At 64.1% G+C, this 21408-nt stretch carries 27 protein-coding genes; 17 read left to right on the forward strand and 10 right to left on the reverse strand.

Features of this window, described 5'->3' with window-relative positions:
• Positions 1–65: 65 nt before the first annotated feature.
• On the reverse strand, positions 66–248 hold the full coding sequence (locus tag QUH67_RS14190; RefSeq protein ID WP_300947307.1) for a hypothetical protein: 183 nt from the start codon (positions 246–248) through the stop codon (positions 66–68).
• 287 nt (positions 249–535) lie between these two features.
• On the opposite strand from QUH67_RS14190, the gene QUH67_RS14195 reads away from it, so the two are divergent.
• Positions 536–874 (forward strand): ATPase inhibitor subunit zeta, encoded by a 339-nt coding sequence (locus tag QUH67_RS14195; protein ID WP_300947308.1) that lies wholly within the window; start codon positions 536–538, stop codon positions 872–874.
• 188 nt (positions 875–1062) lie between these two features.
• On the opposite strand, the gene QUH67_RS14200 is transcribed toward QUH67_RS14195, so the two are convergent.
• Positions 1063–1368, reverse strand: a complete 306-nt coding sequence (locus tag QUH67_RS14200; protein ID WP_300947309.1) for a hypothetical protein — start codon at positions 1366–1368, stop codon at positions 1063–1065.
• On the opposite strand from QUH67_RS14200, the gene QUH67_RS14205 reads away from it, so the two are divergent.
• The 4 genes from QUH67_RS14205 (at position 1328) to QUH67_RS14220 (ending at position 4683) form a co-directional block, all read left to right on the forward strand.
• Positions 1328–1831, forward strand: a complete 504-nt coding sequence (locus QUH67_RS14205) for a TetR-like C-terminal domain-containing protein (RefSeq protein ID WP_300947310.1) — start codon at positions 1328–1330, stop codon at positions 1829–1831. The genes QUH67_RS14200 and QUH67_RS14205 overlap by 41 nt on opposite strands.
• A 134-nt stretch (positions 1832–1965) precedes the next feature.
• A complete protein-coding gene (locus tag QUH67_RS14210) occupies positions 1966–2739 on the forward strand; it encodes an ATP12 family chaperone protein (RefSeq protein WP_300947311.1) in 774 nt (257 codons plus the stop codon).
• A gap of 70 nt (positions 2740–2809) precedes the next feature.
• A complete protein-coding gene (gene fliK, locus QUH67_RS14215; protein WP_300947312.1) occupies positions 2810–4420 on the forward strand; it encodes a flagellar hook-length control protein FliK in 1611 nt (536 codons plus the stop codon).
• Complete coding sequence (locus QUH67_RS14220) at positions 4417–4683, forward strand: EscU/YscU/HrcU family type III secretion system export apparatus switch protein (RefSeq protein ID WP_300947313.1); 267 nt, start codon at positions 4417–4419, stop codon at positions 4681–4683. The genes fliK and QUH67_RS14220 overlap by 4 nt, the downstream gene beginning before the upstream one ends.
• A 16-nt stretch (positions 4684–4699) precedes the next feature.
• Here the strand turns inward: QUH67_RS14220 and QUH67_RS14225 are convergent, their stop codons facing one another.
• A complete protein-coding gene (locus QUH67_RS14225) occupies positions 4700–5809 on the reverse strand; it encodes a hypothetical protein (RefSeq protein ID WP_300947314.1) in 1110 nt (369 codons plus the stop codon).
• Between the two features lie 107 nt (positions 5810–5916).
• Between QUH67_RS14225 and QUH67_RS14230 the strand changes: the two genes are divergently transcribed.
• Positions 5917–6768, forward strand: a complete 852-nt coding sequence (locus QUH67_RS14230) for a penicillin-binding transpeptidase domain-containing protein (protein ID WP_407080430.1) — start codon at positions 5917–5919, stop codon at positions 6766–6768.
• 132 nt (positions 6769–6900) lie between these two features.
• Here QUH67_RS14230 and QUH67_RS14235 read toward each other — a convergent pair whose 3' ends face one another.
• Entirely contained in the window at positions 6901–7902 is a 1002-nt protein-coding gene (locus QUH67_RS14235; protein ID WP_300947316.1) for a dienelactone hydrolase family protein, read from the reverse strand.
• A gap of 164 nt (positions 7903–8066) precedes the next feature.
• On the opposite strand from QUH67_RS14235, the gene QUH67_RS14240 reads away from it, so the two are divergent.
• Complete coding sequence (locus tag QUH67_RS14240; RefSeq protein ID WP_300947317.1) at positions 8067–8885, forward strand: PilZ domain-containing protein; 819 nt, start codon at positions 8067–8069, stop codon at positions 8883–8885.
• Positions 8886–8897: 12 nt separating this feature from the next.
• Here the strand turns inward: QUH67_RS14240 and QUH67_RS14245 are convergent, their stop codons facing one another.
• Complete coding sequence (locus QUH67_RS14245; protein ID WP_300947318.1) at positions 8898–9302, reverse strand: DUF4260 domain-containing protein; 405 nt, start codon at positions 9300–9302, stop codon at positions 8898–8900.
• Between the two features lie 136 nt (positions 9303–9438).
• Here QUH67_RS14245 and QUH67_RS14250 point away from each other — a divergent pair, with 136 nt between their 5' ends.
• The gene (locus QUH67_RS14250) at positions 9439–10971 is read left to right on the forward strand and encodes an acyl-CoA carboxylase subunit beta (protein WP_300947319.1); all 1533 of its coding nucleotides are present in this window, start codon (positions 9439–9441) and stop codon (positions 10969–10971) included.
• Between the two features lie 75 nt (positions 10972–11046).
• On the opposite strand, the gene QUH67_RS14255 is transcribed toward QUH67_RS14250, so the two are convergent.
• Positions 11047–11619: a hypothetical protein gene (locus tag QUH67_RS14255; protein WP_300947320.1), complete on the reverse strand. Its 573-nt coding sequence runs from the start codon at positions 11617–11619 to the stop codon at positions 11047–11049.
• A 252-nt stretch (positions 11620–11871) separates the two neighbouring features.
• Positions 11872–12099 carry a hypothetical protein gene (locus tag QUH67_RS14260; protein WP_300947321.1) on the reverse strand — a complete coding sequence of 76 codons (228 nt, stop codon included), beginning with the start codon at positions 12097–12099 and terminating at the stop codon, positions 11872–11874.
• A gap of 185 nt (positions 12100–12284) precedes the next feature.
• On the opposite strand from QUH67_RS14260, the gene QUH67_RS14265 reads away from it, so the two are divergent.
• From QUH67_RS14265 to QUH67_RS14285, 5 genes are all read left to right on the forward strand, one after another.
• Complete coding sequence (locus QUH67_RS14265) at positions 12285–12857, forward strand: hypothetical protein (protein ID WP_300947322.1); 573 nt, start codon at positions 12285–12287, stop codon at positions 12855–12857.
• 51 nt (positions 12858–12908) lie between these two features.
• Positions 12909–14144 (forward strand): cell division protein FtsZ, encoded by a 1236-nt coding sequence (gene ftsZ / locus QUH67_RS14270; RefSeq protein ID WP_320416142.1) that lies wholly within the window; start codon positions 12909–12911, stop codon positions 14142–14144.
• Positions 14145–14400: 256 nt separating this feature from the next.
• Positions 14401–15390 (forward strand): Bug family tripartite tricarboxylate transporter substrate binding protein, encoded by a 990-nt coding sequence (locus QUH67_RS14275; protein WP_300947323.1) that lies wholly within the window; start codon positions 14401–14403, stop codon positions 15388–15390.
• Between the two features lie 114 nt (positions 15391–15504).
• Complete coding sequence (locus QUH67_RS14280; protein ID WP_300948043.1) at positions 15505–15852, forward strand: hypothetical protein; 348 nt, start codon at positions 15505–15507, stop codon at positions 15850–15852.
• A gap of 39 nt (positions 15853–15891) precedes the next feature.
• Positions 15892–16584, forward strand: coding sequence for an alpha/beta hydrolase (locus tag QUH67_RS14285; protein ID WP_300947324.1), 693 nt, complete (start codon positions 15892–15894; stop codon positions 16582–16584).
• A gap of 97 nt (positions 16585–16681) precedes the next feature.
• Here QUH67_RS14285 and QUH67_RS14290 read toward each other — a convergent pair whose 3' ends face one another.
• Positions 16682–17914, reverse strand: coding sequence for a glycerophosphodiester phosphodiesterase family protein (locus QUH67_RS14290; protein WP_407080431.1), 1233 nt, complete (start codon positions 17912–17914; stop codon positions 16682–16684).
• Between the two features lie 129 nt (positions 17915–18043).
• Here QUH67_RS14290 and QUH67_RS14295 point away from each other — a divergent pair, with 129 nt between their 5' ends.
• Positions 18044–18358, forward strand: coding sequence for a hypothetical protein (locus QUH67_RS14295; RefSeq protein ID WP_300947325.1), 315 nt, complete (start codon positions 18044–18046; stop codon positions 18356–18358).
• A 244-nt stretch (positions 18359–18602) separates the two neighbouring features.
• Entirely contained in the window at positions 18603–18953 is a 351-nt protein-coding gene (locus tag QUH67_RS14300) for a twin-arginine translocation signal domain-containing protein (RefSeq protein ID WP_300947326.1), read from the forward strand.
• Between the two features lie 75 nt (positions 18954–19028).
• Here QUH67_RS14300 and QUH67_RS14305 read toward each other — a convergent pair whose 3' ends face one another.
• Entirely contained in the window at positions 19029–19274 is a 246-nt protein-coding gene (locus QUH67_RS14305; RefSeq protein ID WP_300947327.1) for a GCG_CRPN prefix-to-repeats domain-containing protein, read from the reverse strand.
• Positions 19275–19435: 161 nt separating this feature from the next.
• Positions 19436–20134, reverse strand: coding sequence for an ArsR/SmtB family transcription factor (locus QUH67_RS14310; RefSeq protein WP_300947328.1), 699 nt, complete (start codon positions 20132–20134; stop codon positions 19436–19438).
• A gap of 73 nt (positions 20135–20207) precedes the next feature.
• On the opposite strand from QUH67_RS14310, the gene QUH67_RS14315 reads away from it, so the two are divergent.
• Positions 20208–20516 (forward strand): NIPSNAP family protein, encoded by a 309-nt coding sequence (locus QUH67_RS14315; RefSeq protein ID WP_300947329.1) that lies wholly within the window; start codon positions 20208–20210, stop codon positions 20514–20516.
• Between the two features lie 67 nt (positions 20517–20583).
• Positions 20584–21396 carry an isocitrate lyase/PEP mutase family protein gene (locus tag QUH67_RS14320; protein WP_300947330.1) on the forward strand — a complete coding sequence of 271 codons (813 nt, stop codon included), beginning with the start codon at positions 20584–20586 and terminating at the stop codon, positions 21394–21396.
• Positions 21397–21408 lie beyond the last annotated feature (12 nt).

A 21408-nucleotide genomic window follows, 5' to 3' on the forward strand; every position in this document is an offset into this window, starting at 1 on the left:
TATCGTTGTTCTGGGCCATTGCCATGTGGGTAAGCGATCAGGCTCGGGGTGCGGGGGGGTATTTTTCAGCCGTCCGTCGATTGTGTCGCGTTGTCGGAGCGCGTGGCGTTCGGAACGTACAGCTCTTTCCGGACGACGATCGCGCGAGCGGGAGACGCCGTGCCAGCGCGCGCCGGGATTTCATATTGCCTGAGGTCGTCTCTCAGAAACGGCGACTGCACGTCCATTGGCCGCATGCCGGTCTTCATGGCTAGCTCTCCTTTCGAACTGGCCGAGTTATGTCCGGCCCGGGAGAATTTTTGAAATGAGTTCTACGGCTGCTTCCCATTGAAGAATTCAATGGACCTTCCGTCGCGCCATGGTGTTTGCAGCGGGGATTTCGCGCTTGCGGTGCGCCGCATTGCCTCGAGCGAGCCCGGACCGCGAGTCCGCAGATCCCCAATGGACGCCATTGGACAATCCAATTGGCGTCCTTGGAGCGTAGCCGATACCAACGAAGGCGAACCCGGACGGGTGACGAAGAGAGAGGAAGGCCATGACGTTGTCTTTGAAGGCGATCGACCCTAATGATTGCGAATACGACACCCCAGAGGGGGAAATCGCTCGTCGGAACGTGCTTTTCGGACTTTGGGCTGGCCAACGGATGGGCCTGGAAGGCGATGCGATTGAGGCCTATGCATGGTCCGTCCATTTGGCCGATAGCGATCGTCCCGGTCATGACGACGTGATTGCGAAGGTCGCCACCGACCTGTCTTCCCGCGGCAGGCCGCTCAGCGACCGTCAGTTGCGCAGCTATTTTCAAGAGGTGGCGATGCGGGTCAGCCTTGGTCTTGCGCAGAGCTATCCGGTGGCCATCATGGGCCGTCGCGGATAGCAGGAACCGCTCTGTTGGCATCGACCGATGCCGTATTGCGCACCCAGACTATTTTCGGAGGCTGGAGGAGCGGTGAGACCCACCCTGACGCCGCACATGCTGTATTCTGGACTTGCGCGGACCTGAGCACGAGCGGTTCGATCGATCGAGAACGCGCCGGCAGAAAGAGTTGAGTCGGGTTGCTCGCGTCACCATGAAGTGAGAAGTGGAACGCCGGCGAGAGCCTGGTGGAAAAGCCATAGCGTCAGCGCGATCCAGCCGACCGCGACCGGCCATACGACAAAGATGGCCGCCTGGGTTGGGAGCGCGCGATTCACAACCAGGCCGGAAAGCGGCAGCGCCTGCATCATGTGTGTCGCAAAGAAGTGCGGCACGCGCAGATCGCCGACCGATATGGGCCACCCGGTGAGCGGAAAGCGTGCGGCGCCGGCGGGCTCTACCCCCACATGGTGGTTGAGCGCACCGCCCATCCGGAACGCGATCAGCAGCGTCAATAGCGTACCGCCGATCAGTCCCGTCGCGACAGCTACTCTGGTCGCGGGTGCAAGCTTCGCCAATGATCTGGCGAAACGCACGCGCAGCGACGACCCTTACAGGGATCTCGGCCACCTCGGGCAATCCTATCTGGATTATGCGCGCAAGCATCCGCTGCATTACCAGTTGATGTTCGGCACGCCATTGCCGAACCCGGCCGATCATCCGGAGATGATGTCGCAGGCCCGGCAGGCCTTCGCGATGCTGCGGGAGGCGATCGGAAAACTACCCGGTCGCTCCGCGCATTCGGACGTCGACCAGGACGCGATGTTTGCCTGGTCGGTGGTCCATGGCCTTGCAAGCATCCAGCAAACCCATGCCGCGGAGCAGGTCGGATTCGGCAAGGCAACGATCGGCAAGGCGATGGGGCATACGCTGTCACTCATCGGCGCCGCTCTCGGGGGGCCGGCCCGCAAGGCCTGAGCGCGGCCGTCCACACGGCAGGAAGCCGATCGGACACGCCGGAATACAGCCGGTCACCCGGCCTCATCGGCTTTATTTGCATCCCCCGATATCGTATTGTCAGAGCTGGGTTATCACCGACGATTGGCTGCCGCATGCGTGAACTATTCGATGAAGTTGCCGGCCATTCGCCGCTCGATCCGGAGGAGGCGGTGCGCCGTGCCACGCGCATCCCGCAACGCAAGCGGTTCTACAAGCAGTCCGGCCACGCCGCCGCCGAGGGCGGGTATTTCGTCACGCTCGACGGCAAGCCGATCCGCACGCCCTCGGGCCGCCACGTCGTGGCGCCGGCCAGCGCCATCGCGGAAGCGATCGCTGCCGAGTGGAATGCGCAAGGCGAAACCATCGATCCCCTGACCATGCCGCTGACGCGGTTCGCCAACAGCATCGCCGAGGTCGAGGAACGCGTCGATGCCGTCGCCGACGATATCGCAAAATACCTCGGCTCGGATTTGCTGTTCTATCGGGCCGCCCATCCCGAGGCGCTGGTCGCGCGCGAAGCTTCGCACTGGGACCCCGTGCTGTCCTGGGCCGCGAACGACCTCGGCGCCCACTTCATCCTGTCCGAGGGCATCGTGCACGCCGCCCAGCCGCCGCAGGCGATCACGGCGGCCCGCAGTGTGTTTCCGGCAGACCCATGGGCGGTGGCCGCCCTGCATGTGGTGACGACGCTGACCGGCTCGGCGTTGCTCGCGCTGGCGCTGCTGCACGGCGTCCGCGACCCCGACCAGGTCTGGGCGGCCGCCCATGTCGATGAGGACTGGAACGCCGAAAAATGGGGCGTGGACGAGGAGGTCGCCGCCCGCCGGGCCGCCCGGCTGGTCGATTTCCGGGCCGCGGTGCGCATTCTCGAGGCCCTGAAAGCCTGAGCGGCCTTGCCGGTTAACGAGAGGTTTACGCCGCTGGGGTAGCCTGCAGGCTTGGCCGAGACCTCAGGACATGGCGATATCGATCAATCCCGTTCTCCCGGTGCTTGCTGCCCAAGAGGCTGGCGGCATTGCGCCCGAGCTCGTGTTGCAGCCGGGCAGCGTGGTCAACGCGCAGGTCCTGAAAGTGCTGTCCGCCGATCTGGTGCGGATCGCGATTGCAAGCCTCTCACTCGATGTGTCCACCGAAGTTCCGTTGCAGCAGGGCCAGAACCTGCAGCTCGCGGTCACGCAGACCAAAGATGGTATCCGCCTCGCCATGGTTGGCGGCGACGCCGCCGGATCGCTGGGCGACGCCATCACCCTGTCACCTGATGCGCTAGCCGAGGCAGCTATCAACCGGCCCGCCATTCTGTCGCCGAAGAGCGTGCTGACGCCGCTGGAACGCGCCGCCGTCTCCGCCGCCGCGCAAGCCGCAGCAACCGAGCAGGACAGCCTGGCGCCGCTGTTCGCCAATCTGGGTGCTGCGGTTTCCGCCAGCAACCTGCCGCCAAAACTGCAGGCAGCGATCGCGCAGGTGCTGGCGCAACAGACCAGCCTCGATCAAAATCTCGGCGGCGGCGACATCAAGACGGCGTTCCAGAAATCCGGGATTTTTCTCGAAGCGTCACTGGCGGCAGGCTCGGTGCCGGCCAGCGGCGTTCCCGACCTCAAGGCCGCGCTGATCGTGCTTCGTCAGACCTTGCAGTCGGCGCTCGGCGCGAATGCGCCGGCCACGGCCCCGGCAGTCCCGACGACGCCTGCTGGCACCCCGCAGACGGCGCCGTCCCAGGCTACCACTGCAAGCCTCACACCGTCGCCGTCGATCAACCCGGGCGTCCATGAAATCCTGCTGCCTCATGCGCGGCTGCCGGTCGCGGAAAACCTCGCGCTATCCGGCCAGGCCGCGGCCGCCCGCAACCCGCTGGCAGCGGCGCTCGACGCCGGACCCTCGGCCGGTGCGACCTTGAACCTGTTGCAGGAAGCACTGCAGGAGCTTGGCAACCCGGCGCGAATGGCCCCCTCGAAAGACGGTCGCGGCGCCGATGCGAGCCTTCACACCAACTTGCCACCGCCACCGGTCCGCGGCGCGCCACCGACCGCCCAACCCATCGCATCACCGACGATCGCGCCGCAGGGTCCGCTCGAGGCGACCGCGCATCATCTGCTCGACGACACCGACGCCGCCATCGCGCGGCAGACCCTGCTGCAGGTCGCCTCGCTGCCGGACCGTATCGACAATTCGGCGCCGAAGGCCGACATGAATGTGCCGCGCTGGAATTTCGAAATTCCGTTCGCGACGCCGCAGGGCACGGCGATGGCGCAATTCGAGATTTCGCGTGACGGCGCCGAGCAGGAAGTCGAAGCTGCCAAGCGGATGTGGCGTGCGCGGTTTTCGCTCGACGTCGAACCGGCCGGGCCGGTTCACGCGCTGATCTCGCTGCAGGGCGACAAGACCTCGGTACGGATCTGGGCGGAACGGTTTTCCACGGCGGAGCAACTGCGCGCCGGCGCCGCCGAACTGAGCCAGGCGCTGAGCCGCGCCGAACTCCAGCCCGGCGACATCGTGATCCGCGACGGCGCGCCGCCGCAGGCCGCCGCTCCGGTCGCCCGTGCCGGCCACTTCCTGGACCGCGCACTATGAGCGTCGACGTCAAGAACAAGCTTGCCGTCGCGCTGCACTATGACAAGTCCGGTGCACCGCGGGTCGTCGCCAAGGGCAAGGGAACCATCGGCGCGAAGATCGTCGAACTCGCCCGGGAACACGACATCCCGATCGAGGAGAACGAGGTGCTGGCGGGCGCCCTGTCACATGTCGAGATCGGCGACGAAATTCCGCCGGACCTCTACAAGGCGGTCGCCGAAGTGCTGATCTTCGTGCTGCGGCTGTCGGGCCGGGTGCGATAGCTCGCGCGAAACCAAATCAGTCGAGGTCCCATGTGCGCGGCTGCAGCAGTTCAGCCGGTGGCTTGACTTCGTCGATCGCGACCGGGCGTCGGACCATGCGCGTTGCGGTCCATGTGCTGTGTCGGGCGCCCCTGGAAAAGTGTTCTTCCTTGAGCATGATGCCGTCATCTGTGAAACATGCATCCGTGCCGCCGTCGTTCATTCCAGGAGTCATGTCGGACCAGCGGCAGCGTTCGCCGAGGACGGTATCGTAACGATCGCTGGGAACAGGCTGGAATGCTTTCGGCTCCGGCTGCGCGGGATCAGGATCGGGCCTCGCGATGGTGAGTTCCTCTTCCACGTCGCGCCTGCCGCGCTCATACGTCAGGCGCATCCGGATTGAATCATGGGAGATCTCGATCCGCCGCCGTGTGCCTGCGATCACCTCCTTGAACAGCCACGGGCCGGACCGGCGCGTGGTACGAATGGTGGGCGGAGCCGGGTTTGATCCATCCGGAAGTATCCTTCCTTCCGAAAGCTCCATGACCGTCTCATGCTCAGCCGCCGTTGCGGTTGCGGGGTCCTTGCGGTCCCACCAGTTCAGCTCCAGCAGCGCGCGCGGCAGTCGGGCCTCCTGTGCTGCAACCGCGCGGCGCTCGATGCGGATCGCCTCGGCCGACCAACTAATGCCTTTGACGCCGAACCCTCGGCGCCACAACTCGATTCCGTCATCTGTAAAGCAGCTGAGACTGGTGAAGCTTTGGCCGGAGGGGCTGTCGGATTTGCTCCGCGCCGTTTCCCACACCGTGCAACTTTCACCGAGATGCGTCCGTCGCTCGCCGGTGTTGCGAGCTTGGTCATCGTATTCGAGATGGTCCTTGCGCCGAAAGTGGGTGATCCATCCATTGTCAATAACATAGGCATTGCTGCCTTGCCGATAATAGGTGGTCTGGGGCGGGGTTGTGTAGGTGCTGTCGCGGCGGGTCCATTCGCCATGGCGGATCACGACCTGAGAGGAGCTCCCTTTGCGATCAAAGAATGTCAGTTCCATCGTCACGACGTGGTCGGGCGGGGTGACGTCAGGCGGCACGAAGGGTGCGGCGGCGGCCGGACCGGCCGCCAGGCAAAACAGGAGTATCAAGCGCATTGCGTGCTCCAGAGCGCGTTCGTGTAGCACAATCGAAGGACGAAAATAAATCCGAACTATGATCCAGGCGTGTGCGCTGGCATTTTGGTTATCAATGTTTTACCACGATGGCATCAGCATCGTCGTTTGAGGTCTCGTCCGTGATCAATCGTCGCCACGCCCTCGGCCTTCTCGCCACCGCGAGCATTTTTCCCAACCGCAGTTTCGCCAGCGTCTCCTACCAGCGCAGCGAGTTTCGCGACGATCTCTCGAAGCGGTTTTTCGCGCTCGGCACCATGGGCACTTTCGTCGCCTACAAGGTCGACGACTACCTGATCATCGCCAGCGACAAGGTACGCTCGGGAGAGGGCAGGCTGCCGGCCTCGACCTTCAAGATTCCGAACTCGATCATCGCGCTGGAGACCGGCGTGGTCGAGGACCCGGACAAGGACGTCTTCAAGTGGGACGGGGTGACCCGCAGCATCGAGCCCTGGAACAAGGATCACACGCTGCGCTCGGCGATCGCGGTCTCCGCCGTGCCGGTCTATCAGGAAATCGCGCGCCGCATCGGGCAAGAGCGCATGCAGAAATATGTCGACCTGATGGATTACGGCAACCGCGACATCGGCGGCGGCATCGACCAGTTCTGGCTGACCGGCAATCTACGCATCGATCCGATCCAGCAGATCGATTTCGTCGACCGGATGCGCCGCGGCGTGCTGCCGGTATCGAAGCGCAGCCAGGAACTGACGCGCGATATTCTGCCGGTAACCAAGGTCGGCGATGCCACCATCCGCGCCAAGAGCGGGTTGCTCGGCGCCGAGGCTGGCAAGCCATCGCTGGGCTGGATGGTCGGCTGGGTGGAGAAGGGGTCTTCCGCCACCGTGTTCGCCATGAACATGGACTGCAAGGAGCCAAGCCACATCGCCGCCCGCATGACGGTGGTGCAGCAGTGCCTCGGCGATATCGTGGCGTATTGACTGGATGTCCATTCGTCCTGCTCGGCCTTGTGCCGGGCGTCCGCGTCTTCCCGGTCATCGGAATCAAAGTAAGACGTGGATGGCGGGGACAAGCCCGGCTGTGACGGCGAACGCCAGGCTATGACGTGCGGACTATCCCAGCTTGAGCAACGCCTGCAGGAATTCGCTCACCGCTTTGCGCGCTTCCTGAGCGGTCGCCGGATTGCCGCCGACATGCGGATTGAGCGCGATACAGGCGTCCTGGTAGGTGAAGGGTTTTTTGGTCTCGTCGTTCATCAACACGCCGCCTTCGCCTTCCTTGAGACGGCAATTCCGCGCCGACTGGGCATTGGCCGAAACCGCGACCGTGCTGAGGCCGAGCAGGCCGGCATCGAAGCCATGGGCGGAGTCCGGATACTCGGTCAGCGCTACATCGCGTTTGGCTTCCTGCAGGCGGGTGAGATAGGCCTTGCAGCTTGCGACGGGATTGTAGTCGTCGGGCGTACCGTGAAAAATCCGGATCGGGCGCGCCACTGTCTCGGTATCGGTGGCATAGCTGGTCGAGCAGTCCGGATAGAACGGAATATAGGCAGCGAATTGCACGCCTGACTTGTTCCAGAGTTTTTGGAAGCGCTCGAGGCTGGCGTAGAGCGCGGCCTGTCCGCCGCGCGAAAATCCCATCAGTACGATGCGATCAGGGTCGACACGCGGGTGTTTGGCGAGGATCTCCAGCGAGCGGTAGATGTCGACGATGAAATTGAGCCGGCCGAGCAGGGCCTGGTTGGGGCCGACCGCCGTCAGCCCGCGGCCGCTGAAACCGTCGATCACGAAGGTCGAAATCCCCATCGTATTGAAATGGCGCACCCAGGGATCCATACCGGCGCCGACACCGCTCGATCCGTGCATGAGCACCACCACGGGGAGTTTGCCGCTGCCCTGCGCGATGCGAAATTCGCCGGCCACCGTGACCTGTTTGCCGTTGGCGTCGCCGGTGAGGAATTGCTGGTCGGAAATCGTCAGCGACGGGATCGCATAGATTTCGGTGCGGGCCGCAACGTCCTTCGGCAACGACTGCGCATTGGTTTCGATGCAGGTGATCAATAGTCCGATGCAGAAGGCCGCAGCCGCGGCCGTAACGCGCCAATCCGTCAGCATTTTGTTTCCCCCATGTTTTCGTTTTGGGGAAATAGATCAAGCGCCGATGGGGCTGTCAAACGTCCGGCGCGCCGCACGAGCTGACGCCGCGGGGGCGGAATTCAGCGATCTTTAAGTAATTTGTTCAAAGAGTTTCAGTCCGGTCCCTGCTTTTGAATTCGACGATGGCTCTCAAATTCGAACCGCACTGGAAGATCAGGTCGCCCAGCCAGCTGGCGCTCGCGACCTATTGGGATCAACTCGCCGCCGGGCGGCGCTTTCCGGCCTTCACCGAGTTTCAACCGCCGCCCGGCCTACACGACCCGAAGCAGCTGGTGGCGTGGGGTATCGAGGGCTCGGGCCGGCTGCGCAAGTTTCGCGCGCTCTACCAGGGCGAAAGCATCGCCGACGTGTTCAACGCCGCCTGGGCCGGCAAGACCATGGAGCAGGTCGTTCCAATGTCGCTGCGGAAGATCACGCTGGAAGTCGCCAAGGAATGCGCCAACAGCGGCTGCATGGTCTATTCGATCTTTTCAACCATCGATGCCAGCGACACGCGGGTCGATTGCCATCGTATGCTGCTGCCGTTCGGACGCGACGGAACGCGGGTCGAACAGATGCTGGGCTCGCTGCAACTGACGGCGGTCCAGAACCGAAGCCGGGTGCTCAATCATTTCGACATGCAGACCGACGTGCAGTTCGTTGGCCGCATCAAGTCCGGCTTCACCCAGCCGAAGCCCGAGCCAGTCAGCGCCGCGCCGGTCGAGGACGACAAGCGCAAGATCGCCAGCCGCAAGGTCAAGCGGGCGGCCAAGATCAGCTTCGCCAAGCAGCATATCACCTGTACCGTCCGCAGCCTTTCGTCGACCGGCGCGGCCATCGAGGCGACGAACATTGCCGCCATCCCCGACCACTTCAACCTGCTGATGGAGATGGAATCGACGGCGCGACGCTGCGCGGTCGTGTGGCGTGAGCCGACCCAGATCGGTGTCGAGTTCAGGTAGGCAACGGGCTCGCTACTGCGGTTTGCCAATTCGTCCCAGATGGGTAAAGCCGAACCCGTCGGCGTATTTCAGGCCGTAGCCGAGCGCGCGGTCGAAGCCGATATGGGCCAGCCAGATCATGGCGAGCGAGAGAATGAGCGGCGAGGCGGTGCCAAAGCCTGTCGTCATCATCGCCATTGGTGCGAGGTAGCTGTGGGCGGCGTTGTAGATCATGGCGCCGAAACGCGGTCCCGACAGGTAGGCCGCAAAGCTCAGATCGGGCACGAAGAACAGCAGGGCGTAGACCAGCCAGTCGCCGTCCCAGATGTAATAAAGTGAGGTCGTCCCGATAAAGAGCGCCAATCCTTCGAGCCGAAGCACGGCGCGCACGCCCCCGGTAACGGCGCCTGGTATTCCGGCGCTGGCCGTATCGGTCATTCCATTCCCCTGATCAGGAGGGGCATATAGGGCCTGGCGGATGGCGGTACCAGAGGGCGGAAGGGGTGTTTCCTGTCCGGAAAATGCCGTGTTAGAAGGCCCTCAAATCGTTACCCAAAAGGCGGGCGGAAGCAGCATGAAGGACATCCTGGATACCCTCGAAGAACGGCGCGCCGGCGCCAAGCTCGGCGGCGGCGAAAAGCGCATCGAGGCGCAGCACGCCCGCGGCAAATTGACGGCGCGGGAGCGTATCGAACTGCTGCTCGACAAGGGCTCGTTCGAGGAATTCGACATGTTCGTCGAGCACCGCTCGACCGAATTCGGCATGGAAAAGACAAAAGTGCCGGGCGACGGCGTGGTGACCGGCTGGGGCACCGTGAACGGCCGCAAGACCTTCGTCTTCGCCAAGGACTTTACCGTATTCGGCGGCTCGTTGTCCGAGACCCACGCGCTGAAGATCACAAAGCTGCAGGACATGGCGATGAAGGCGAGGGCGCCGATCATCGGCCTCTACGACGCCGGCGGCGCGCGCATCCAGGAAGGCGTGGCCGCGCTGGCGGGCTATTCCTACGTGTTCCGCCGCAACGTCATTGCCTCGGGCGTGATCCCGCAGATCTCCGTCATCATGGGCCCGTGCGCCGGCGGCGACGTCTATTCGCCCGCGATGACCGACTTCATCTTCATGGTGAAGAACACCAGCTACATGTTCGTCACCGGCCCCGACGTGGTGAAGACCGTCACCAACGAGGTGGTCACGGCCGAAGAACTCGGCGGCGCCTCGGTGCACGCCACGCGCTCCTCGATCGCCGATGGCGCGTTCGAGAACGACGTCGAGACGCTGCTGCAGATGCGCCGGCTGATCGACTTCCTGCCGTCCAACAACACCGACGGCGTGCCGGAATGGCCGAGCTTTGACGACATCGAGCGCGTCGACATGTCGCTCGATACGCTGATCCCTGACAACCCGAACAAGCCCTACGACATGAAGGAATTGATCGGCAAGGTCGTGGACGAGGGCGACTTCTTCGAAATCTCCGAGACGTTTGCGAAAAATATCGTCACCGGCTTCGGCCGCATCGCCGGCCGCACGGTCGGCTTCGTTGCCAACCAGCCGATGGTGCTGGCCGGCGTGCTCGACAGCGATGCGTCACGGAAAGCCGCGCGCTTCGTCCGCTTCTGCGACGCCTTCAACATCCCGATCGTCACCTTCGTCGACGTGCCGGGCTTCCTGCCGGGCACCGCGCAGGAATATGGCGGCCTGATCAAGCACGGCGCAAAGCTGCTGTTTGCCTATTCGCAATGCACGGTGCCGCTGGTGACGGTCATTACCCGCAAGGCCTATGGCGGCGCGTTCGACGTCATGGCGTCCAAGGAAATCGGCGCCGACATGAACTACGCCTGGCCGACGGCGCAAATCGCTGTCATGGGCGCCAAGGGCGCGGTGGAAATCATCTTCCGCTCCGACATCGGCGACGCGGAGAAGATCGCCGCGCGCACGAAGGAATACGAAGACCGTTTCCTGTCGCCGTTCATCGCCGCCGAGCGCGGCTACATCGACGACGTCATCATGCCGCATTCGACCCGGAAGCGGATCGCCCGCGCGCTGGCGATGTTGCGGGACAAGAAGGTCGAGATGCCGGCGAAGAAGCACGACAATTTGCCGTTGTAGACGGTGCGCAGGGTGGGTTAGGCGAAGCCGTAACCCACCCTGCGAAACCAGCGCAACCCGGCAACGCGGTGGACCTTAAGCCGCCGAGCGCCTGGTCGCGCAGCGCGATGCGAGATTCAATCGCCGCAACAGATCGGTCCATCGGCTTGACGATCCGCATGCCCTTGCGTTGGCCGTGCGCCGCTTGGCGGGCATTTGCGCGTTGCTGTTTTGGGGCTTTCGGGCTGGCCGGGCGGCGGCTTCTGGCGGCTTGACCTCCGCCTTGGAGTCTTGCGCGGGTTTGCCGGCCATGGCCATGGCCACGGTCGTTGCCGGCGCAATCGGGTAGGGCGCGATCAGCGCATCGGCGGTGCGCGGCGAGGGCGATGTGCCGGCTTCGACAAGCCAGCGCGCCGGTGTCTCGGCTTTGGCAGCCGGCGGTGCGGCAGGCCTGGGCGGCACGTCATCGAGCATCGCCACGGGGACATCCGGCTCGGCCGGTTTCACGCTCGCAGCGAAGACGGGCTGCATCGCCTCCATGTGGGTCGCTGGCGCTGGCACGGGCGTCTCGGCCGTGGCCGCCGGTCCGAATGAATCGGCGGTGAACGAGAGGGTGATGCCAATCGCGAACAACAGCGCCAATGCCAGCCATATGACGGTTTGCTTCATCGCCGCTTCCCCCGAAGCAATCAATTAAAAAATCGCCGTATCCCCGAGCCCCGGGACCTGCGGCGCTTTGCAGCTTCAAAAGCAATTCGGGCTGGTTAGAGGCGGACTGATGGCGCTGGCGGGTCGACCTTGGGGCAGGCATCTTGCGGTTGAGGTAAGCGCATGACGGGTAAGGCATCCTGCGAAGCTTGATTCGCTTCCAGCAGCGGCACGAAATCGTATTCGCCGACGCCCCTGCATCAGCGTTGGGGACTACGGCCCCGCGGCGGCCTTCTCCCGCAATTCTTCCTTCTTGCGCTGTTCGCCTTCGCGCAGACGCTGCGCGATCGAGGCGCGTCGTCCGATCAGCGCGGCTTCGTCGGCCAATCGCTGCGCGAGATCAGCGTGATACTGCGTTACGACATCGAGTGCGGCTTCCCGGGCGAGCTTGCGGTGGTGCTCGGCCAGGAAGCGGTGCATGTCGACAAGCTCTTCGTCCATCGTCCTCACACCTTTGAAAGTACTACTTAAAATATATAGCAACCCGTTGATCTCGGGCCGGTCTTCACCTCACTTGGTTACCACCCAAGAATGGCGTCGCCGTGGCCTTCTCGGGTCCGCCGCATGGCCGAAGCGGCGGCCCACCATCGGCCGTTAACCGCCCGTTAACCATGCCGGCCTAGCCTGTGGTCATTGCCGACCTGTCGTCATTGCCAGTGAAAATAGCGGGTTACCGCCGGTTCGTTCGAGGAGAACAGCCGATGTGCGTAGAGAATCTGACCTACGGCGCCCTGGGCGCCCGTTTGAACATTTCGGCGGCGGCAGCCCGTTCGCTGGCCCGACGGCTCCAGTTGCCACGCTCGCGGTCGGAAGACGGCAAGGCGCTGGTGAGCGTCGACCTCACCCAGATCAGACACACGCCGCATCCGCCCGGCCGTCGCCAGGCAGGCGAACTCGCCGAGTTGACGGCACAGATCGCGGCACTGCGGGCGAACAATGTTCAGCTCGAAGCGATGTCGGCGGGTCATCGCGCCGACTTCGAGCGCGAACGCGAGCGCGCCGACCGGCTGGTGACCGAGCTGCTGCAGTCAAGATACGAAGTCACGTCCGCGCGGGAGACGGTGGCGCGGCTTGAAGGCGAGATCGCCTTCCTGCGCGCCCGCGCCCGCACCGACAGCTCGATCGACAATACGGAACGCCGGTTGGGGCAACTCGCCGCGACGTTGGTGGAATCCGACCGCAAGGCGGCGCGTAGGTAAGCTTTCCCAGTCTTCTCATCCGCCGCGCGGCGGAGCAATCGTGGGGCAACGATGACGGACATCACCGGTATTCGCGAACTGAAGGCGCGCATCGTCGTCTGTGGCGTCGGCGGCGCCGGCGGCAACGCCGTCAACAACATGATCGAGGCCGGGCTCGAGGGCGTCGAGTTCCTCGTCGCCAACACCGATGCCCAGGCGCTGACCAGTTCGAAAGCCGGGCGCGTCATCCAGATGGGCGTGCAGGTGACGGGCGGCCTCGGCGCCGGCGCGCAGCCCGATATCGGCCGCGCGGCGGCGGAAGAGGCCATCGAGGTGGTCCGCGATCAACTGGCCGGCGCCCACATGGCGTTCATCACTGCCGGCATGGGCGGCGGCACGGGCACCGGCGCAGCCCCCGTCATCGCCAGGGCCGCGCGCGAGCTCGGCATTCTCACCATCGGTGTCGTCACAAAACCGTTTCAGTTCGAGGGCCAGCGCCGCATGCGCTATGCCGAGGCAGGGATCGCTGACCTGCTGAAGGAAGTCGACACGCTTCTGATCATCCCGAACCAGAACCTGTTTCGCGTCGCCAACGAGAAGACCTCGTTTGCGGACGCGTTCGCCATGGCGGACCAGGTGCTCTATTCGGGCGTGGCCTGCATCTCCGACCTCATCGTCAAGGAAGGCCTGATCAATCTCGATTTCGCCGACGTCCTTTCGGTGATGCGCGAGAAGGGCAAGGCGATGATGGGCAGGGGCGAGGCTTCCGGTCCGAAGCGCGTGCTCAACGCCGCGGTGGCCGCGATTTCCAATCCGCTGATCGAGGATCCCTCCATCAAGCGCGCCAGCGGCCTGATCGTCTCCATCACCGGCGGCAGAGATCTGACGCTGTTCGAGGTCGACGAAGCCGCGACCCGGATCCGCGACGAGGCCGATCCGGACGCCAACATCATCGTCGGCGCCACCTTCGACGCCAGTCTCGACGGCGTGGTCCGCGTTTCCGTGGTGGCGACCGGCATCGACAATCTGGCCGCCACGCGCGAGAAGCAGCCGGCGGAAAGCTCGCTGACGGACCTCGCCGGCCGGCTCAGCAACGATCGGCGCCGCGTTCCCGACCGCGCACCGCCGCAACAGTATGTCAGCGCGCCGTCGCTGATCCCGACACGACAGGCAAGGCCGGTCGCGGACCATGCGCGCACCGTGGCGCCACAGCGCCTCGATCCGTTCGGCCGCGCCGCGCTGGTCCGCAACCCGGTCGAGGATAAGGTGCTCGACGTCCCGGTATTCCTGAATCGCAGGGCCAACTGAGCCGTCGACGGAAACCGGATTGCGCGTCGAGGTGCGGGGGGCGACGCGCAGAAGCGTCCTCGTGTTTCATTGGGATGCGGCGCGTCGCATATATTCGCCTTGCGCGGGATACATGGTTGCAGAAGCGTTAACTGCACGCCCGAGGAGCTGTGGCTGGCGTGCACGAATTTTGATCGATGCGCCAATCTGTCCCGCTCTTTGTTTGTAACAGTCGCGAGACGATGCGCTACGCTCCCTGAAAAATAGGGAGAGAATCATGTCCATGAAAGTCAATCGCCGTCACTTCATTGCCGCCGGTTCGGCGGCCGTTGCGACGCCGTTCCTGTTGCGCGGGGCCTCGGCGCAAGCCGCATGGCCGTCGCGCAATATCCGGATGGTGTGCAGCTACCCGGCCGGCGGGCAGACCGATTTGCTCGCGCGCGCGTTCGGCGATTTCATCACCCGGCAGGTGGGAAAGACCGTGGTCAACGAAAACAAGGCGGGCGCTTCAGGTTCGATCGGCGCGGCGGACGTTGCGCGCGCGGAGCCGGATGGCCATACGATCCTGTGCTCCATCTCCACCACCTATGTGATGAACCGGGTGATGATCAAGAATCCCGGCTACGACATGGACAAGGATCTGACGCTCGTCAGCGTCATTCCGGGCGCCGGACTGCTGCTGTGCGCGAGCCTGGCGTCGGGGGTCAAGACGCTGGAAGATTTCGTCGCTTTCGCGCGCAAGAAGGGCCAGGTGAACTTCGGCACCTATAGCGCGGGTTCGGCCCCGCACATGACCATCAATGAACTCAACAAGCAGTACGGCCTCAAGATCGAGCCGATCCACTACCGCGGCGAAGCACCGATGTGGACGGGATTGCTGGACGGTACGCTCGATGTTGCGATGGGCAGCTACACGGCCGCACAAACCGTCCTGCAGGGCGACAAGGCCGTCGTGTTCGCGGTGCATTCGAAGAAGGTCGACGCGATCCCAGAGATCAAGACCCTGCCCGAACAAGGTGCGACCTCGAAATTTTTTACCCTGAGCGGATTCTCCGGCTGGGCTGTGCCGAAGGCGACACCGCAGCCGATCGTCGATCGGCTGTCCGAACTCTGCGTGGCGGCCAACAGCGATCCCAAGGTGAAGGAAGTTCTCCGCACTTTTGCGCTGGAACCGGCAATCGGCTTCAAGGAAAGCAATGCGCTGTACCAGCGCGAATTGCCGACCTGGATCGAAACCGCGCAGGCGCTCGGCCTGGAGCCGGCCTAGCGCGAAAGGGGGATCGACGTGTAGGATGGGCAGAGCCAACGGGGCCAGCCTTGGGCCGGCTCCGTTGGCGCAACCGATCTTACGAGCCGCACTTGGTGTTCGATCTTGAATGTACTGGCTGAGGACGACCCGACCGACGACATCTCGCTGATCGAGGAGCGGCTCGAGAGGCTCGCCGAAGTCGCGGAGCGCTGCCGGAAGATCATCCTGGTTTCCAAGGCGGTTATCGCTGGCGGTTTCGCATTGCTGCTGGTGACCCTGCTCGGTCTGCTTGGCGCCAATCAGGCCGTGGCTCTCGGTTCGATCGCCGCGGTGCTGGGCGGCATCGTATCGCTTGGCTCGAATGTCAGTACGCTGCGACAGACGACGGACGCCATCAGCGCCGCCGAGGCGCTCCGTTCGAATCTGATCGGTCGGATCGATCTCCGTGTGGTAGGCGATGCGCCCTTGAAATTGATGTAAGGTGGCGATCACCAGATAAGCTGAAAGCGAGGTTGCCCCATGAGAAAGTCGCTGTTGCTGGTTGCGGCGATTCTCGTCGCCTTCACTCTCACCCCCGCCTTGGCCGACGAGACCGTCACCATCGGCGGCTCGCGCGCGGTGCTGATCAAACCCAAGGCGGCGCGCGGCAGCGTGATCCTGCTGCCGGGTGGCGACGGCGCCATCCGGGCCGGCGACAATGGCGATATCAACGGTCTGCGCGGCAACCAGTTGGTTCGGACGCGGCACGCTTATGCCGCGCGGGGACTCGCGGTGCTGGTCGCAGACGCCGGGACCGACCTGAAGAACGCTGTGGATTACATGGCAGCGATCAAGCGGCCGGTGACGGTGGTCGGCACCAGCCGCGGCACGCTCCGCGCCGCGGAAGGCATTGCGCGCGGCGTGCGGCCCGATGCGCTGGTGCTCACCTCGGGATTTCTCAGCCCGGACTCCGGTAGCGGCAGCAACGTGATGTCGATCCTGGGCTCATCGTCCGCGCTGCCGCGCACGCTCGTCATCCATCATCGCCAGGACGGCTGCAAGGTCACGTTGCCGGCCGGTGTCGATCCCTTCATCAAATGGTCCGCCGGTCGGGCGCGGGTCAGTTGGCTGACCGGCGGCGCAGACGAGGGCGATCCTTGCCAGGCAGCCGGCCACCACGGGTTTGCCGGCCTCGACGGGCAGGTCGTGGCGCTCGCGGCGGGTTTCCGGTGACGGTGGGTGGGTTAGCGCAGCGTAACCCACCGACTTCTCTATATCCGCACGTTCGGCTGGCGGGTTACGCTTCGGCTAACCCACCCGACGATTCCTCTCACTTCATCCCCATGCAACTCGCATAGAACGTCGTCGTGGCCGGCCAGTCCGAGAACATGGCGCGGATTCCGACCTGCTTTGCCAGCACATCCAGCACCGTCAGCGTATCGCCGTCGCGATCGATGGCCGATCTGATCGATTTGTGATAGAAACCACCGCCTTTGTGCAGCGGGCCGTCGCGCTCCAGCGACCAGCCGATCAGATCGAGGCCGGCTGCCTTCGCCGCCTTGGCGTATTCGGACGGCACGATTTCTCCTTTGTCGTTCAGCGTCAGCATGGTCCAGATCGGTGGGCCAAGGATCGCGACGCCCTGCGCCTTCAACTCCGCCATCGAGGGTTTCCAGGTCTCGGGCTTGCCGGGATCGAGGCCCTGCTTCTCGTAGCGCTCTTCGAGATAGACCGCGTGTTTGGCGAATTCCGGCTCGGTCTTCACCCAGTAGAGCACGTCGGCAAGATTGAAGCTTTGCGCGAACACGTCGGAGGGCGGAATGCCGGCCTTCTTGTAGGCGTCCAGCATCTGCGACGCGTACTTCTGCTGGGTGTAATCGCCGTCGAACGGCATCGGCACTTCGGGCGCCTTCAGCTCCGGCGTGAACTTGGCGCCGAGGCTTCTGATCAGCGCGATGCTTTCATCATGCGTCATCAGCGTGCCGGAATTGGCGTAGAGATCGGTGCGCCAGCGCGGCGTGCCGTTCTGGTATTCCTCCGGCGTCCTCGCATCGGCGTTGAATCCGTCCATCTTGGCGGTGAGCCGGCGGAACTCGGCAAGGGTGATGTCGGACGTGCAACATTTTGCCGACGCGGCATCGGCGGGGCTGAACGCCTGTGAGCATTTGGCAGCAAGCTCCGGCACGGTCAAAATGTTGGTCGTGGTGTGCAGGTCGCATTGTGAATGCCGACAGACCAGTTCGCGGTCTCTTGTGAACGTGACGTCGCATTCGATGATGCCGGCGCCCATCCGGGCCGCTGCTACGTAGGACTCTTTCGTGTGTTCGGGAAATTCCAGGGCGGCGCCGCGGTGGCCGATCGAAAAATCGGTCTTGCGAAACGGCCCGGTGCACTGGCTGAGCTGTTGCTTCAGCGGCCCGTCCTTCATCTTGTCGACCAGATGGAAAGGCCGCGGCCCGACCTGCGGCTCGCGCGGCATAACCATGTCTTGCGCCATTGCGGACATGGTTGCGGTCAGGAGGCCGAGCGCGGCGATCAGGGCGGAGCGATGGCGGGCAGACATGGGTGGCACCTCTAATAACGCATTGCACGCGCCCTTGATATCACGGAGCATGTGATAGTTTGAATAATGTGCATGGTGGACCGAACACAGCGGGCCCGCCATACAAGAAACAATCTTGGGGAGAGAAACATGCCAGCAGCCGTCTTCGTCGTCCGCGCCACCGTCACCGATCCCGCCAAGCGCGAGGCCTTCGGCACCTGGTATTCGCGCGAGCATCTGCCCGATGCGATGAAATCGTTCGGCGCCGTGAAGGCATGGCGCTACTGGAGCGCCACCGATCCGTCGCTGCACCATGCGATGTATCAGTTTACCGACAAGGCGGCGCTCGAGCGCGCGACCGGAGGGCCGGAGATGAAGCGTCTGGTCGACGACTTCAACCGCGACTGGCCGGATGTGACGCGGACGCGCGAGGTGCTGGTGCTGGCGGAAGAACTCGCCGCTTGACGCCATCGCTCCGAACGAAGCAGGCTGCGCGACGTCGCTCGCGCAGCGGAGCCCGATCGTTGCCAGCATGCGCGATGCAAAAAAGGCGCAGTCGCGATAATTGCTCAGCTGCACCGCGTCAGCCGGCGAAATAATTCCCGATCGGCGTCCCTCGCAACCAAGATGAACGCACAGTTCATCGCGCATTCATCCCGTCAACTCGAAACTCATCTCCTCACGCACAGCAGACGGAGGAGGAGATGTGATGGAACGCCGCCATTTTCTGAAACTCGCTTTTGGATTCGCCGCGGGGGGCATCGCGCTCGCAGCGAGCGCGCAGGCCGCACCGCTGATGCCAGCGCCGCTCGCCGACGACGCCAAGCTGCCCGTCAATCCGGATGCCCGGCCCGCCGTTACGTCAGGCGAGGAGGCCGATCGCCTCACGCCGGAAGAAGTGCGCTGGGGCCGCGGCCGTCATCGCGGCTGGGGCCGAGGGCGCTGGGGCTTTCGTCGCCGGCATGGGGGCTGGCGCCGCCGCCGCTTTCGTCGCCGGCACTGGGGCTGGCATCGCCGCCGTCGTTGGCGCCGCCGCTACTGGCGTCGTCGTTACTGGTGAGACTTCGGCCGTGACCATCCCGAAGGAATGAAAAAAGCCCCGCGCGAGCGGGGCTTTTGTCGTGACCTAGAAAAATCAGTAAGCGCGGCAGCGTCCATAGCGCCACACGGTGCCGTAGGGGCACACGCGGCCGGGGCGCACGACCACGACAGGCGGTGCGACGACGACCGGGGCCGGACGAACCACGACAGCCCTGCCGATGGGTCGGCATTTGCCATAGGGGCCGCGTGCCCAGCCGGGGCCGCATCCTTGTGCCGCTTCCGCCGCGCTGAAGCTGGCAACGGTGCCCAGGGCCAAAATTGCTGCGAAAAGGTACTTCATGATTTCTCCCGTTTTCAGCCGCAAGGGCGGCGCGGTTCCGAACCTATTCGCGGCAGCTGAATGGAACATGAATGCCGTGATCGTCATATCGGGGCTACGGCCGAGCCGCTGAGCACACCAATCGAATTAGTCTGAGCTGCCGCCGGATTGGTTCATTTCGGTTAAGCCGGCTGGCCTCCGAACAGCGCGGCAAAGCGTTTTTCGCCGGTGCGGGTGAAATTGACCACGCGGCTGCCCGCCGCGGAGTCGCGCGCCGCCCAGTTCAATTCGGTGAAACGGCTCATGACGGCGGCGCCCAGCGTGCCGGCGAGGTGGTGGCGGCGTTCGCTCCAGTCTAGACAGGCCTTGCAGACCGGCCGTCGCGGATGGGCCAGCGCTTCCGTGTCGATCTGCAGCGCCTCGGCCATGAAGCGTTTGCCCTCGCCGGTAAGTTCGATCGACTGTTTGGTTTGCCTCACCAGCCGCTGCGTGCGCAGGCTGTCGAGCATCTGCACGCCGAGGTCTCCGGCGAGATGATCGTAGCAGATCCGCGCCCGCCGCAGCGCAGGCTCTTTCGGCCCGGTGCGCACGCGGGTGTGGCCGGCGCGCTCGGCGAGGCCTGCGAGGCCTTCGAGCACATGGGCGACATCCGAACCAGTGAGGCGGTAGTAGCGGTGCCGGCCCTGCTTTTCCGGCTCGATCAGGCCGCCGGCCTCGAGCTTCGACAGATGCGAACTCGCGGTCTGCGGCGTGATGCCGGCCTGTTGCGCCAGTTCGCTCGCGGTCAGCGCGCGGCCGGTCATCAGCGCGGTCAGCATGTTGGCGCGCGCGGGGTCGCCGACCAGCGACGCGACCATAGCGATATCGGGACCTGCTTTCATGGTTCGATGGTAACCGAAGCATTGACGACAGACAAGCGGGCATTCTCACGGCTGCAAATACCGGAGCTCAACAATGACCATCACCGTTTTCATCCGCTACCAGATCGATCCGTTCAAGCGCGCCCAGTTCGAGCAGTATTCGAAAAACTGGCTTACCATCATCCCGAAATGCGGCGGCGACCTGATCGGCTACTGGATGCCGCATGAGGGCACCAACAACATCGCGTTCGCGCTGATCTCGTTCGAGAGTCTCGCCGCCTATGAAAGCTATCGCGCGCGGCTGCGCGCCGACAGCGAGGGCAGGGCCAATTTTAGTTTTGCCGAGGAGAACCGGTTCATCCTCGCCGAAGAGCGCACGTTCCTGCGCAGGGTCGTGGCGTGAGGCGTCTGGCGCAATGGACGCGGCGTCATTATGTTCGCGGCGCCGACAACCATCGAGGGGAGCGACCATGCTAACACTTGCTGACAAACGCGCCGCATTCAGAAAATTGCACGAGAGCGGCTGCTTCATCATTCCCAATCCCTTCGATGTCGGCAGCGCGGTCGCCCTGCAGCATCTCGGCTTCAAGGCGCTGGCGTCGACCAGCGCGGGCTTTGCCTGGACGCTGGCCAGGCCCGACAACCGCGTCACCGTCGACGACGTCTGCGCGCATCTCGCCGCGGTCTGCGCGGCGGTCGACATTCCCGTCAATGCCGACTTCGAAGACGGCTTTGCGCATGAGCCGGAAAAGATGGGAATCAATGTCGCGCGCGCGGTGAAGGCCGGCGTGTCCGGTCTGTCGATCGAGGACTATACCGGCGACAACGCCAAACCACTGTTCGATCGCGAACTGGCTGTGGATCGCATCCGCGCGGCGCGCCAGGCGATCGATGCCGACAATAGCGGCGTGCTGCTCACCGGCCGTTGCGAGGCGTTCCTGCGCGGGCAGAAGGATCTGAAGCTCGTGATCGACCGGCTCACGGCTTATGCGGAGGCCGGCGCCGACTGCCTTTACGCGCCGGGGATATCGACGCCTGAGGAAATTTCCGCGGTCGTGAAGGCGGTCGCGCCAAGACCCGTCAACCTGCTGGTCGGCGCGGCCGGTCCCTCGCTCAAGATCGCCGGCGATCTCGGCGTGCGCCGCATCAGCGTCGGCGGTGCGTTGGCGCGAATGGCGTGGACCGGCTTCATGAAGGCGGCAAAGGAGATGGCGGAGCAGGGTACGTTCACGGAATTCGCCAACGGCTATCCCGGCGGCGAGCTCAACAAGATGTTCAGCTGACCGCGAACTTGA

Source organism: Bradyrhizobium roseum (assembly GCF_030413175.1).
In the GTDB taxonomy this organism is placed as follows: domain Bacteria; phylum Pseudomonadota; class Alphaproteobacteria; order Rhizobiales; family Xanthobacteraceae; genus Bradyrhizobium; species Bradyrhizobium roseum.

Bases quoted from the DNA above. Each gene is read 5' to 3' on its own strand.
- QUH67_RS14190 (WP_300947307.1), bottom strand. From the start codon at position 248: ATGAAGACCGGCATGCGGCCAATGGACGTGCAGTCGCCGTTTCTGAGA.
- QUH67_RS14195 (WP_300947308.1), top strand. From the start codon at position 536: ATGACGTTGTCTTTGAAGGCGATCGACCCTAATGATTGCGAATACGAC.
- QUH67_RS14210 (WP_300947311.1), top strand. From the start codon at position 1,966: ATGCGTGAACTATTCGATGAAGTTGCCGGCCATTCGCCGCTCGATCCG.
- fliK (WP_300947312.1), top strand. From the start codon at position 2,810: ATGGCGATATCGATCAATCCCGTTCTCCCGGTGCTTGCTGCCCAAGAG.
- QUH67_RS14220 (WP_300947313.1), top strand. From the start codon at position 4,417: ATGAGCGTCGACGTCAAGAACAAGCTTGCCGTCGCGCTGCACTATGAC.
- QUH67_RS14225 (WP_300947314.1), bottom strand. From the start codon at position 5,809: ATGCGCTTGATACTCCTGTTTTGCCTGGCGGCCGGTCCGGCCGCCGCC.
- QUH67_RS14230 (WP_407080430.1), top strand. From the start codon at position 5,917: ATGGCATCAGCATCGTCGTTTGAGGTCTCGTCCGTGATCAATCGTCGC.
- QUH67_RS14235 (WP_300947316.1), bottom strand. From the start codon at position 7,902: ATGCTGACGGATTGGCGCGTTACGGCCGCGGCTGCGGCCTTCTGCATC.
- QUH67_RS14240 (WP_300947317.1), top strand. From the start codon at position 8,067: ATGGCTCTCAAATTCGAACCGCACTGGAAGATCAGGTCGCCCAGCCAG.
- QUH67_RS14245 (WP_300947318.1), bottom strand. From the start codon at position 9,302: ATGACCGATACGGCCAGCGCCGGAATACCAGGCGCCGTTACCGGGGGC.
- QUH67_RS14250 (WP_300947319.1), top strand. From the start codon at position 9,439: ATGAAGGACATCCTGGATACCCTCGAAGAACGGCGCGCCGGCGCCAAG.
- QUH67_RS14255 (WP_300947320.1), bottom strand. From the start codon at position 11,619: ATGAAGCAAACCGTCATATGGCTGGCATTGGCGCTGTTGTTCGCGATT.
- QUH67_RS14260 (WP_300947321.1), bottom strand. From the start codon at position 12,099: ATGGACGAAGAGCTTGTCGACATGCACCGCTTCCTGGCCGAGCACCAC.
- ftsZ (WP_320416142.1), top strand. From the start codon at position 12,909: ATGACGGACATCACCGGTATTCGCGAACTGAAGGCGCGCATCGTCGTC.
- QUH67_RS14275 (WP_300947323.1), top strand. From the start codon at position 14,401: ATGTCCATGAAAGTCAATCGCCGTCACTTCATTGCCGCCGGTTCGGCG.
- QUH67_RS14285 (WP_300947324.1), top strand. From the start codon at position 15,892: ATGAGAAAGTCGCTGTTGCTGGTTGCGGCGATTCTCGTCGCCTTCACT.
- QUH67_RS14290 (WP_407080431.1), bottom strand. From the start codon at position 17,914: ATGTCTGCCCGCCATCGCTCCGCCCTGATCGCCGCGCTCGGCCTCCTG.
- QUH67_RS14295 (WP_300947325.1), top strand. From the start codon at position 18,044: ATGCCAGCAGCCGTCTTCGTCGTCCGCGCCACCGTCACCGATCCCGCC.
- QUH67_RS14300 (WP_300947326.1), top strand. From the start codon at position 18,603: ATGGAACGCCGCCATTTTCTGAAACTCGCTTTTGGATTCGCCGCGGGG.
- QUH67_RS14305 (WP_300947327.1), bottom strand. From the start codon at position 19,274: ATGAAGTACCTTTTCGCAGCAATTTTGGCCCTGGGCACCGTTGCCAGC.
- QUH67_RS14310 (WP_300947328.1), bottom strand. From the start codon at position 20,134: ATGAAAGCAGGTCCCGATATCGCTATGGTCGCGTCGCTGGTCGGCGAC.
- QUH67_RS14315 (WP_300947329.1), top strand. From the start codon at position 20,208: ATGACCATCACCGTTTTCATCCGCTACCAGATCGATCCGTTCAAGCGC.
- QUH67_RS14320 (WP_300947330.1), top strand. From the start codon at position 20,584: ATGCTAACACTTGCTGACAAACGCGCCGCATTCAGAAAATTGCACGAG.